Genomic DNA, 11,549 nt, shown 5'->3' on the forward strand with positions numbered 1-11,549 from the left:
ATCCATAATACGGAAAAGATAGGCTCTTGTCCAGTACTGTTTTTTGGTTTCTTTTTCTATTCAATCAGAACAAATCAGCAGCAGTATCCCCCATTGCATCCTCCCCTTCATCATACAGGGGTGTATTTTTGATGCTGCTTGCCAGATATTCACCAAGGGCCCTGTCTGTACAGTAGACATAACAGCCTTTCATGCCTCTTGTCATAAGTGTTCGGTAGGTATTGCGGATTATCCTGTCAATTTCTTTTTGTGCTTCACTATCATGTTTCTTTGCAGGGCCAAGAAGCCCGTGAAGGGATTTGTCCGATGTAGCTCGTTTGGTGAAATCCGTAACGACATTGCCATCTTCATACCGCAAGTCATCGCCGATGATAACACCGACATAGCTGAACTCCAAACCTTGGGAGGTGTGGATACAACCAACCTGATCAATGGAACCTTCGGAGATAGCAAACGTCTTGTCACCACTCAAATTCCATTTCATCGAGAAGTCTCCGAGGGTTATGTCAGTTTGGGGCCCATTGGGTTTTTTCGATACCCACTCCCAGCAGTACCCTGCCAACAACCTTGCCTTCCCATCGATTTCATTCTTTTCAGTAACGATATGCCTGAGCTCATTTGGATCATCAAATACCTGAAAATCATACTCTATGCCATCAAGGGTATAGTTTGCTGTATCCCGGATGCCAAGGGTATTGTCCAACCATGCCAGATACCCATCTGAACCATTGCATCGAAACTGGGACATAAGTTCATCTTCATATACCACGGCCCCTAATTTTTTTGCCCATCCCTTGATAGTATCGATGCTCCCATAATCCTGGGCAGTAACCTTCTGCGCCTCATCAATGAAGAATACCGAACAACGGGCTGCATTGATGATTTCCTTGATCTGGTCCTCACCTTTCACCATCGGCCCCAGTTGGGTTCTCTTGTTCAAACGGTGGGCCTCATCGACCAGGATGGTACCAAAATCATCCTTTTCAGCCTCTATGAAAGCACCACTGGTCCTAAACAGGTTCGAGATGTTCCGATTTTTCATCTTCCCCTGCTTCAACTTGGCCTCAAACACATTACGGGGAGCACTGTTCTTGGTTACGTAGGTGGCCAACTGCCCAGAGTTAGTCAGTTGCACCAAGAGGTTTATCGCAACGACAGTCTTTCCCGTACCAGGACCGCCCTTCACGATAAAGACCCGTTTCTTCTTATCAAGGGTGCATTGCATTGCTGTAGTAAGCACCTTTTGGTAGACAACCTCTTGCTCATCGATAAGGGTAAACTCCCGTTTATTGTGTGCAAGCATAGAAGACAGGCAATCCTGCAAGCTCTTGGAGGGCCGTATGATGCCATTCTCAATACAGACGAGTGTCTGCTTCTTGTCTCCATGTTTGATAAACTTCTTGATGAACGAACGAAGCTTGTCTGCATCCTGCCTACAGAACACCGGTGCCTCTTCGATGAATTGGCTGAAATGCGGAAGGAAAAGAGGGTCATCAACCTCTTTCCGTACATAATTGTGCAGGTATGAGCAAGGAACAAGATCTATCGGTTTATCCTGCACATTCGCATTGTAATCACCAATAAGGGTCTTGTATGACCAAGCCTGGTAGGAAGGATGAACCGTCGTGTGAAGGCCCTTACCCAGAAAAGTCTCAACCATATGATCCATTCCAACAGAGCCTGCTTCCAGCAACGCATCCATATTGGGGATGCGATTCACTTCACTCCACTGCTTCAGTTCAATGATGACCGCTTGGTTCCTTGCATTCCCATCAAACCCAGAAAGGATGAAATCGACCCGCTTGTTGGTCTGAGGGATATTGAACTCTATGGCTACTCCTGAATCAGAGGGTATTTCAGAATCGGAAAGGATCATATACATGAACTGCATGGAATTGAGCCATGATCGCTTTTCGTTCTGTGCAACACGCTTGTTCATGCGGCTTTTCAATTGGGACTCAATCCTTGTTTCTATCTTTCCAGACAAGACATCGTCAAGGAACTCTTCTTTATCTCCCGTATATACCAGCACAGCACACCCTCCATCTACACATAGGGTACAATATACCACACCCAAAAGGCCTGTGGTTACCCTATCTTCTAGTCTTCCTCGAACTCCGAATACTTTTTGGCACTCCCAAATGCTTTGGATACAGGGTACTTCAACCCATTCTTCCCGAGTTTTTCCCGAATGATATCCCCGATATCGAGCTCCAACGAAGAAGCCATGAGAATACTGTAGATAAACACATCTGCAAGCTCTTCCTTCATTGCCTCAAGCTTACCGGGTACCTGCATATCCGAACCAGACCATTGAAAACACTCAAGAAGTTCAGAAGCTTCAAGAGTCAGGGAAATAGAGAGGTCCTTAGGGGTATGGAACTGTTTCCAGTCTCTGTCATCACGGAATTGCAGGACTTCCTGCAGGAGTTGAGGGTCAAAGCCTTGTGCACTCGTTGGACTATCCAAGGTATCTTGCTTCCCTGTATGCAACCACGAGAGGGAGTGGCCAAAGCTATAGCAGATCAACCTGACAAGCGGTTCTGAGGGGATGGCCTTCCCCTTCTCCAACCTGCTTACATATGCGGCGGTAATCCCAAGCCTCTGGCCAAACTCCCTCTGAGTCAGCCCATGTTTTTCTCGGATTGCAAAGATACGTTCATTGATAGTATTCACTCGTTTTATTCCTTAGGTATAGCAAAATTCAAGATTGTATATAAAGTATACCACTAAGGTACATAGTAAAGAAGTATATTCACCAAGGAATGGTTGGTTAGGCCTCGCTCCCCTCAATAAATTTCATTCCCACCTCCTCTTCTCATGGTACAATACCAGTAAAGAGAGGAACATCATGACTAGCAGTTTTGTTATCGTAGGATCACGCGTTTCTTCTGCTGAGAAGGGACTCTCCCTCTTCTCCTTTGATGAAGCGACAGGGCAACTCACCCTTACAGGATCATACAGTGGCATCGAGATGCCAACCTACCAGGTATTCAACAAGAAGGCATCCCTACTCTACTCGGTCAGTGAAATACTGGAGAAGGAGGGCTCTGTCCAAACCTTCAAGGTTAACCCCTCATCCCCTACTCCCTTCACCCCCACCCATTCCATACTCACAGGCGGCACCTCACCCTGCCACCTCTCCCTGTCACCTGACAACTCCTTTTTGGCAGTATCAAACTATAGTGATGGAGTATTCACCCTCTACGCATTGGATCTTGAAGGAACCATAGCAACCGTCGTTAGCTATAAATCCTTCAAAGGGGTTGGTCACAACCCTGCCAGGCAGGAGGGCCCCCACATCCACTCATCCAATTGGACAGTCGACTCCAAGAACCTCTTTGTGGCAGACCTTGGGCTCGATCGCATCATTCACTACACCAAGCCCGAATGGGGTTTCCCATCCTTCAAGAAACTCCCTCTGGGATCGGGGCCCAGACACATGGTCCTTACCCCTGACGGACGCTTCCTGTATATTGGCTGTGAACTCAGCAACCAGGTGCTGGTCTACCAGATCGACAAGTATGACAGCTGCTTTACCCATCTGCAGACCATACCCACACTACCGTCGCTCTACCATCTTGAAAACACCGTGGCAGACATCCATCTCTCTTCTGACAGCCGCTTCCTCTACTGCTCAAACCGTGGCCATGACAGCATAGCCACCTATGCGGTACAGAAGGAAACAGGAATGCTCAGCCTGGTGTCGATCACCCCCACCTTGGGCAAGGAACCACGAAACTTCACCCTCTCCCCAAGCGGAAGATGGCTCCTGGCAGCAAACGGATCATCAGACTCTGTAGTGGTATTCCCCCTTGACACCCAGACAGGAGTGCCTCTGCAAGCAGTGTGCACCGTAGCTGTGCGCCAGCCAGTCTGCCTCCTGTTTTCCTGAAAGGAGATGCTGGCTCCCTGCCATGCTAGTCTTGCAGTAGGTTGAGTGCTGCATAGCAATACCGTCCTTTGCTTGCCTGGAGGATACCATGCTCATAACCCGCATCTATGCAGACCCTGACGGATCCTCCCATTTCGAGGACACCCAGATAGAGACCACCCCGTCAGGACCGTTGGGCCTGATGTCAGCCCCACTTCCACTCTCCTCCATGGTCTTGAGGGAGAACGAACCAGGGTATGACTTTCCCTGGCACGTCGCCCCATGCAGGCAGTACATAGTGATGCTTGAAGGGTTGGTTGAGATTACCGTCAGTGATGGGGAAACTAGGGTCTTTGCCCCTGGTTCTATCGTTTTGGTGGAGGACACCTTCGGAAGAGGGCACGCCTCCCGCTCTCCTGACGGCAAGCGTCGTCGTTCCCTTTTCCTTCGTGTGTAGAGATGAAACGACCCTACCTCTAGGTGAGATAGGGTCGTATTTTGTCATGTTGGCCTTTTGGACCAAGAAGATAGTTCTAGACAACTACATCTGCCAGTGCCCGAAACCATCAACCTTCAGAAAGCGTAATGTCCTTAGGTCTGAGTATTGCATTGAGAACAATACCGAAAATAGCTGCAAGGCCGAGACCGGAAAGCTGGACAGGACCTAGGTAGAACGTAGCACCACCAAGACCCAAGACCAACATCGATGCGCTTACCATCAACAACTTAGGATTGGAGAGGTTGACCTTTGCGTCGACCATGTTCTTGATACCAATGCTGCTTATCATACCAAAGAGCAGGATGGAGATACCACCGATTACTGGAGCCGGAATGGTTCCGATAATTGCGGTAAACTTTGGGATCAAAGAGAGGAAAATGGCAAATATTGCAGCGATACGCATGATAATGGGGTTTGATACGCCAGTAAGTGCGATAGCTCCAGTATTCTCAGAGTACGTGGTGTTTGCAGGACCGCCGATCAAACCAGCGAGAGAGGTTGCAAGACCGTCGCCCAACAAGGTTCTCTTGATGCCCGGGTCCTTGATGAAGTCCTGGCCGACCACATTGCCGATTGCCAGAATGTCACCGAAGTGTTCAACCATGGTTACGATGGCTATAGGAACCATGACTGTGATGGCACTGACGGAGAATTTCGGGAAGGTAAAATGAGGGATCCCTATGAAGGCAGCCTTTGATACTGCAGAAAAGTCTATGATCCCGAGGATCATGGAAAATACATACCCTACCACCAAGGCGATGAGGACAGGAAGGTTAGAGGCAAACTTCCAACCGAACTTCGGGAAACCGATCTTTACAAAAACGCCAGTGGCGAAGGTAACGAGAGCGACAAGCCAGCAACCATTCACCCCGATAGCCTGTGCAATGGCGGGAGAGTTGGTACCGTTTGCATTCTGTATTGCTACAGGGGCAAGGATTAACCCAATCATAATGATCATGGGTCCTGTCACATGGGGTGGGAGGATCTTATGCAAGTTCTCGTACTTTACATACCTGAAGATGATAGATACGATGATATAGAGGAAACCAGAGACCACTATGCCTCCAAGGGCATATGCCAGGCCCTGGGATGCCCCTATGGCTATGATACCAGGGATGTAAGCAAACGAACTTCCAAGAAATACGGGAACCTTGAATTTGGTGATGACATGGAACAAGAGTGTTCCGATACCAGCAGCAAACAAGGTTACGCCAACATCCAAGCCTGTCAGAATGGGAACCAATACGGTAGCACCAAACATGACAAACGTGTGTTGGAGACCAAACACAATGTTTTTTCCAGTCAAATCTTTATTAGCCACGATACATTCCTCCTTAGTAACCTCCAACAAAATCCGAATCTTCTGCACATAGACATAAGCCCGGAATTTTTTGTTTCTCAGTCAGTCCAGTTTTTCCTTTTGCATCCTCCTTTTAGGGTTCGAGTGCGTGAGAGGGCGAATGAGAGCCAAGAACAGGTGTCGATCGACACGACCCGACAGGAGTCTTGGTAATCCAATTGTCAATGGGCTGTTTGTTGTGCAAGGCTCTCCAAACATCCTCGGCCCTGATGGGCATATGACTGAGGTCAGCTCCGACGGCCTGATAAATAGCATTTCCAAGGGCAGGTGCAACAGAGATCATCGGGTGTTCGGCAACCCCACGTGCACCATAGGGCCCATCGACCTGGGCATTCTCCACCGCGATCGTCTCCACCTCAAAGGGAAGGTCCTTGGCAGTGGGAATCTTGTTGTCAGTAAAGGAAGGGTTGAGAAGATGGCCAGAGCCGTCATAGATATACCCCTCACACATCGCTGTGCCCAAACCCTGGAGCATGCCACCGATGATCTGTCCCCGAAGCAACTGGGGATTGACCACCTTACCAACATCAAAGGCAGAGGCAATCTTCCTCAAGGTGTACTCACCGGTAACCGGGTTCACCTCGCAGATGATCCCATGGGCTCCGAAGGTCCAATCAAGGGCGGGTTTGCCCTGCCCTGTCTCCTTGTCTAGGTTGGATAGGCCTTGGGCTATGTAGCTGCCAATACCAATGAGAGGCCCTCCTATCGCCTTCCCATCAGGATAGGCATACCCAAGGGCAATCTGTGGCCATGAGATCCTTGACTCAGGGTCGTGTCGGACAAACACAGCCTCACTGTCGTGGCCAAGATCGTCCACACAGGCCTTCAGGACATGGGAGGCCACGGCATACCCCTTCTGCAACAGATCCTTGCAGGCGAGGATGCAGGCATTGCCACTCATGATCAGACCCTTGGAAGCGACAGTCTGCCAATCATACGGGTCGCTGTCGGTATCCTTCTCCACCTTGACAAACACCTGGTCCAACCGGAAGTCAAGCCGCTCCGCCACAATCTGGGCTAGGGCTGTAGTGGAACCCTGCCCAATGTCGGTCAGCCCGACTGCGACCGAGACAGTCCCATCACCATTCATCTTCACAATGGCTGCCGTTGCTGTGTTGGAAGGCATCGCAGGGGCCTTTTGCAGGATGGCAATGCCCTTGCCGATCCTAAGCCCACTCTCCTTCTCCCTCAGCTTCTCCTCCTTGCTCTTCTTGCCATAGCCGATCGCCTTGGCAACAGCATCCAGGCAGGCCAACACATCCCCGGAGTGGGAGGTGATCTTCTCGCCTGTGAGGGTGATGGAACCAGGTCTCAAGGCATTGAGGTGCCTGAACTCTAGCGGGTCCATTCCAATGGTCTTGGCAACCAGGTCCATATGCCGCTCGATGCCCCAGTGGAACTCCACATGGCCAAAGCCCCTATAGGCCGTTCCATAGGGCTTGTTGGTATAGACCGTATAGGCATCGACCCAGGCGTTGGGGATCTCATACGGCCCTGAAGCCGAATAGCCCGAGGCTCGGGTAACGTTCACCGCGTAATCGGCATACGCCCCAGCATCCCAGTACATCTCCATCTTCTGGGCAAGGATCTTTCCCTCCTCGGAAACACCAGTCTTGATACGGTAGGTCAAGGCACTTCTGCAGGGCAGGAGGGAGAACTCCTCCTCCCGTGAAGCCTGGAACTTGACAGGAGCACCCCCAGCCTTCTTCGAAAGGCAGGCGGTCAGAGGCTCGATGTGGATGCCTGCCTTTCCCCCAAACCCTCCTCCCACGTAGGGGATGATAACCCGTACCTTGTTGAAAGGGAGGCTGAAGGTCCTGCAAAAGAGGTTCCTGACGGTAAACGGTGACTGGGCACTGGTGTAGATGGTAACCCTGTCGCCACTACCCCACTTCACGATGGATACATGGGTCTCCATCGGGACATGCTGCACACTGGGATTGTCATACTCACGTTCGACGACAAAGGCAGAATCGGCAAACCCCTGCTCGACATCGCCCTTGCGCAGTTTTGTCAGGTTGGCGATATTTGTCCCCGGTATGGGGGTAAAGACCGCCTTGATGTAGTCGTAGGAGCCAAGGTCAGGATGAACCAGGGGGGCATCCTCCTTCATCGCATCCATGTGGTTCAGGACAGGGTCGAGGACCTCATAGGTCACCTCTATCAGGTCCACAGCCTCTCGGGCTATCTGCAAGCTCTCAGCAGCCACAGCGGCCACGGCCTCCCCGTAGTGGCGGACCTCCCCCTTGGCAAGCAGGTACTTGTCCACCACATAGAGGCCGAGACGGTAATCGAGCTCAGAACCGGTAAGGACAGCGCGCACACCTCGCAACGCCTCTGCCTTGGAGGTGTCGATGCTCAGGATCCTTGCCCTGGCATGGGGGCTCTTCTTTATTTGTGCGTACAGCATCCCAGGGAGCACCATATCACTGACATAGACAGCCTCACCGGTAAGCTTCTCTTTGACATCGAGGCGGACTGCACTTTTCCCTACGTTTTTCAGCTGGGAACGATCGAGGGTATCATACATAGGTCAGCACCTCCTTGGCTACAAAGGAGCCAGTCACATCGAGGATGGCCTCCACGATCTGCTCATAGCCGGTGCATCGGCAGAAATTCCCCTCTAGCCCCTCCTTGATCTCCTCAGCTGTCGGATGGGGATGGTGATGGATGAGCTCACGGGCGCTCATGATCATACCCGCAGTACAGAAGCCGCACTGCACAGCAAAATGCTTCTCAAAAGAACTCTGCAAGGCTGAGAGCATGCCCTCGGTAGCCTCACCCTCTATCGTCTCGATGACAGCACCATCAGCCTCGGCAGCCAGGACCATGCAGGAGTTGACCGTCTTGCCGTTGAAGAAGACCGTACACGCACCACACTCCCCAGCTCCACAGCCCTCCTTCGTACCGGTCAGGCCCAGGCCTTCCCGCAAAAACCTGAGGAGAGTCATATGTTCCTCTATCTCCCGTTCATAGGGGATAGCATTCACTGTTACCTTGATTTTCATGCGATTACCTCCATCCAAAGCCGTTTTGCATACTCACCCACCATGAACTGCCTATACTCCTTGGAACAACGCACATCGCTGATGGGGCGAATGATCGCCTCAACCTCCTTGAGCATCTTGTCCAAGCCAAGGGTAAGAGGCAATTCCGGGGTAATGACCGGGGTCGGGGCCGAAGAGCTGACGGCAACCCTGGCACTCTTGCCAAGGTTGACCACTGCCACTCCGACGATACCCAGGTCATGGCCCTGGATCCTCTTCAGCTTCCTGTACACCCCAGCCTTGTCAGCCATGCTTGACGGGATGGTGATGGCGCTGACCAGCTCCCCCTTCCCTAGGACGGTTCTCTTGACACCGGTAAAGAAGGCTCCTATCGCCACCTCCCTGGAACCTTGTAGGGATTCGATCCGAACCCTTGCATCAAGGCAGAGCAAGGCAGGGGCCATATCGGAGCAAGGAGAGGCATTGACAATATTGCCAACCACCGTTGCACGGTTACGGATCTGATACGATGCCAAGTCCTTGCCACATGCACAGAGCAGCGGAAAGTGCTCTTGCACCCGCTTGTCGAAGAGCATGGCGTTGATGGTAACCGCCGGACCCATCACCAAATCACCCTTTTCATCCCAACTGATCAAGTCAAAGCCTGGGATTTTCTTGAGGTCAATAACTTGCGTGGGTGCATACACCCCATTGCGGATACCAACCAGCAGGTCGGTTCCCCCTGCCAGCAACTTGTAAGTTGCCCCATCCTTTCCAAGCAAAGAGAGCAACTGCTCCATACTCGTGGGAGCCTTGTAGGAAAACTGAACGATCATACTTCCCCCTCATAGTCGAAATCCGGCAAGAGGGCCGAGAGGCCAAACAGCAAGCCGGTGGCAGCATCGTAGCCAGAGCTGTGCCCCATTGAGGAAAGCACACCCAAGGCAGAGATATATTGGGTATCATCAACAGCATCCCCACTGAAGGTCCTGGCCAAGGCCAAAAAGGATTGAGGAAACAATCCCTCACAGGCGAGTGCCAGCAGTTGCAGGGAAATATCTGTAGTTCTAGGGTTTGGAGAGTGCAGAAGTTTCATAAGGGCGGTGGTGAAGGCCCCACGGTACTCCTTGAGATGGTCCTCATCTCCCATGTACAGGGCAAGGAGGAAACCACAGAGGAAATCATCGCCAGTTGGGGTGGCTCCAGGGCCCAGGCCCAAGAGGCCTTCGATAGCCTTGGTAGCCAAATGAATGTCATGTGTACGGATGCTTGAGGCAAGTAAGGAAGCTTGTATAGCTATGTGAGCGTTGAGGCCGGAAGAGTCGGATGAGGGCATGAACAGGGCCCGGGCCACCAAAGAGGTATGTTTTTCGTCCTGCAGACGAGAAAGGGTATGCAACCGAGCTCTCAGGTGCGCATTGGTAGGGGCCCTGGCAGGCGGGGAAGACTCCTGGGACGGATGGACCCGTTTGGCCCCGAGGAAGGATACCCACAACCCACAGCTGAAATAGATACCGCTCTCCTTGAGCATTGCCTGGTCGCTCTTGCTGAGGCCATCGAATCCGGAAAGAGGGTCAGAAAAGCTTACCAGGGCGGAGGAAGGGTGCATCTGCTCCCCTTTGGAGACCAAGGTATAGAGCCTGCCCCGCTTGTCAGTAAAATTCAGGGCCGAATGAAAGACCGAGTGTACCACCACTGTCCCTGAGGAAAGAGGAAATCGGGAGCCCATGATAGGGACACTACCCAGTATTTGTTCAGGCCATGTGGTGGGCATAGAACAGTGCTTCCTTGATGGCGGAATCAACCTTCTCCTTACCCCAGAGAATATTCTGCCTCATGATCTCTTGCGATGCCTTGAGGTCCTGCTTTTCCAACGCTGTGAGCAACAGCAGATGGTCCTTACAGGTCCTTTCAAGCCTATCGGGATCGGTGATGTCGGAAAGTCGCACGAAATGGATACGTTGGGAGATATCTGCCAACATCTGGGTAAGCACCAGATTGTCGGCTGCCACTGCCAGGCGGTTATGGAACAGCTCGTCCTCGGAGGCTGAGAGGTCCATCACCTCAGGCAGCTTGCTCCCGATCGCCTGCCAGCGCTGCCTCAACTCCTCAAGGGTGGTTGTATCGACACCCTTTTCACAGAGCAGCCTGACCACTTCCAGTTCCAGCACCAAGCGGGTGTCATAGAGCTCATTGACCTCCCTGAGATCAATGAGCCGAACCATATACCCCTTGTGCTCCTCTTTTACCACGAGGCGCGAAGAGACCAAACTGTTGAGGGCTTCACGGACAGGAGACCTGCTGACTGAGAATTCAGAACAGATCTCTTCCTCAGTGAGCCTAAGCCCAGGCGAATATTCCCATGTCTTGATGCGCTCGGAAAGCGTATTGTAGATACTGGCACTACGTGAACGTCCGCCCATGGCAAGCCTCCAATGTTACCTACTCTTTGAACACGAACACATGTACCGCCTTGCCCGGACGCTCGTCGCTCTCAATGACGGTAGAATGAAGCTTCATCCCCGTCCTGGGGTCGTCGACTTCCAACTGCCCCGAGGCACGCAAGCCGTTCTCGAATTCCACGATGCCAAACAGCAGGTTCTTTTTCGTGTAGCCTTCAGGCAGGTTCCATAGCCGTGTCCAGGAAAGCAGGGTGCAAGCTCCTTCAAGGTCGAAGGTCTGCCATCCCCTTCCTGTCACAGGGTCACGCCTACAGTTACACGTGCTGCACACCATCGGTGCAGGATAGTATAAGGTACCACATTTCTCGCATTTGTATGCAGTAATCTTCGGTTCCTTCTGGTCGTACATGCTGAAATCAATCATAGA

At 51.8% G+C, this 11,549-nt stretch carries 11 protein-coding genes; 2 read left to right on the forward strand and 9 right to left on the reverse strand.

Going from position 1 to position 11,549, the window contains the following annotated elements:
- Positions 1 to 64 precede the first annotated feature (64 nt).
- Together ROJ03_RS03825 and ROJ03_RS03830 are read right to left on the reverse strand one after the other, a co-directional pair.
- Positions 65 to 2,032 (reverse strand): DUF2075 domain-containing protein, encoded by a 1,968-nt coding sequence (locus ROJ03_RS03825; RefSeq protein WP_313725664.1) that lies wholly within the window; start codon positions 2,030 to 2,032, stop codon positions 65 to 67.
- Between the two features lie 68 nt (positions 2,033 to 2,100).
- Positions 2,101 to 2,676, reverse strand: coding sequence for a MazG-like family protein (locus ROJ03_RS03830; RefSeq protein WP_313725665.1), 576 nt, complete (start codon positions 2,674 to 2,676; stop codon positions 2,101 to 2,103).
- Positions 2,677 to 2,851: 175 nt separating this feature from the next.
- Here ROJ03_RS03830 and ROJ03_RS03835 point away from each other — a divergent pair, with 175 nt between their 5' ends.
- Entirely contained in the window at positions 2,852 to 3,895 is a 1,044-nt protein-coding gene (locus ROJ03_RS03835; RefSeq protein ID WP_313725666.1) for a lactonase family protein, read from the forward strand.
- Positions 3,896 to 3,983: 88 nt separating this feature from the next.
- Positions 3,984 to 4,331, forward strand: a complete 348-nt coding sequence (locus ROJ03_RS03840) for a hypothetical protein (protein WP_313725667.1) — start codon at positions 3,984 to 3,986, stop codon at positions 4,329 to 4,331.
- Between the two features lie 109 nt (positions 4,332 to 4,440).
- Here the strand turns inward: ROJ03_RS03840 and ROJ03_RS03845 are convergent, their stop codons facing one another.
- The 7 genes from ROJ03_RS03845 to ROJ03_RS03875 form a co-directional block, all read right to left on the reverse strand.
- Positions 4,441 to 5,694 carry a uracil-xanthine permease family protein gene (locus tag ROJ03_RS03845; protein WP_313725668.1) on the reverse strand — a complete coding sequence of 418 codons (1,254 nt, stop codon included), beginning with the start codon at positions 5,692 to 5,694 and terminating at the stop codon, positions 4,441 to 4,443.
- Positions 5,695 to 5,806: 112 nt separating this feature from the next.
- Positions 5,807 to 8,263, reverse strand: coding sequence for a xanthine dehydrogenase family protein molybdopterin-binding subunit (locus ROJ03_RS03850; protein WP_313725669.1), 2,457 nt, complete (start codon positions 8,261 to 8,263; stop codon positions 5,807 to 5,809).
- Positions 8,256 to 8,741, reverse strand: coding sequence for a 2Fe-2S iron-sulfur cluster-binding protein (locus tag ROJ03_RS03855; protein WP_313725670.1), 486 nt, complete (start codon positions 8,739 to 8,741; stop codon positions 8,256 to 8,258). The genes ROJ03_RS03850 and ROJ03_RS03855 overlap by 8 nt, the downstream gene beginning before the upstream one ends.
- Positions 8,738 to 9,556: an FAD binding domain-containing protein gene (locus ROJ03_RS03860; RefSeq protein WP_313725671.1), complete on the reverse strand. Its 819-nt coding sequence runs from the start codon at positions 9,554 to 9,556 to the stop codon at positions 8,738 to 8,740. The genes ROJ03_RS03855 and ROJ03_RS03860 overlap by 4 nt, the downstream gene beginning before the upstream one ends.
- On the reverse strand, positions 9,553 to 10,494 hold the full coding sequence (locus ROJ03_RS03865; RefSeq protein WP_313725672.1) for a DUF2877 domain-containing protein: 942 nt from the start codon (positions 10,492 to 10,494) through the stop codon (positions 9,553 to 9,555). Before ROJ03_RS03865 ends, ROJ03_RS03860 begins: the two co-directional genes overlap by 4 nt.
- Positions 10,475 to 11,143 carry a GntR family transcriptional regulator gene (locus tag ROJ03_RS03870; RefSeq protein ID WP_313725673.1) on the reverse strand — a complete coding sequence of 223 codons (669 nt, stop codon included), beginning with the start codon at positions 11,141 to 11,143 and terminating at the stop codon, positions 10,475 to 10,477. The genes ROJ03_RS03865 and ROJ03_RS03870 overlap by 20 nt, the downstream gene beginning before the upstream one ends.
- Before the next feature lie 19 nt (positions 11,144 to 11,162).
- Positions 11,163 to 11,546, reverse strand: coding sequence for a zinc ribbon domain-containing protein (locus ROJ03_RS03875; protein ID WP_313725674.1), 384 nt, complete (start codon positions 11,544 to 11,546; stop codon positions 11,163 to 11,165).
- Positions 11,547 to 11,549 lie beyond the last annotated feature (3 nt).

This window comes from Sphaerochaeta sp. PS (assembly GCF_032144095.1).
In the GTDB taxonomy this organism is placed as follows: domain Bacteria; phylum Spirochaetota; class Spirochaetia; order Sphaerochaetales; family Sphaerochaetaceae; genus Sphaerochaeta.

Excerpts from the sequence above, each read along its gene's own strand:
- ROJ03_RS03835 (WP_313725666.1), top strand. The coding sequence starts at position 2,852 with ATGACTAGCAGTTTTGTTATCGTAGGATCACGCGTTTCTTCTGCTGAG.
- ROJ03_RS03855 (WP_313725670.1), bottom strand. The coding sequence starts at position 8,741 with ATGAAAATCAAGGTAACAGTGAATGCTATCCCCTATGAACGGGAGATA.
- ROJ03_RS03850 (WP_313725669.1), bottom strand. The coding sequence starts at position 8,263 with ATGTATGATACCCTCGATCGTTCCCAGCTGAAAAACGTAGGGAAAAGT.
- ROJ03_RS03875 (WP_313725674.1), bottom strand. The coding sequence starts at position 11,546 with ATGATTGATTTCAGCATGTACGACCAGAAGGAACCGAAGATTACTGCA.
- ROJ03_RS03870 (WP_313725673.1), bottom strand. The coding sequence starts at position 11,143 with ATGGGCGGACGTTCACGTAGTGCCAGTATCTACAATACGCTTTCCGAG.
- ROJ03_RS03840 (WP_313725667.1), top strand. The coding sequence starts at position 3,984 with ATGCTCATAACCCGCATCTATGCAGACCCTGACGGATCCTCCCATTTC.
- ROJ03_RS03865 (WP_313725672.1), bottom strand. The coding sequence starts at position 10,494 with ATGCCCACCACATGGCCTGAACAAATACTGGGTAGTGTCCCTATCATG.
- ROJ03_RS03860 (WP_313725671.1), bottom strand. The coding sequence starts at position 9,556 with ATGATCGTTCAGTTTTCCTACAAGGCTCCCACGAGTATGGAGCAGTTG.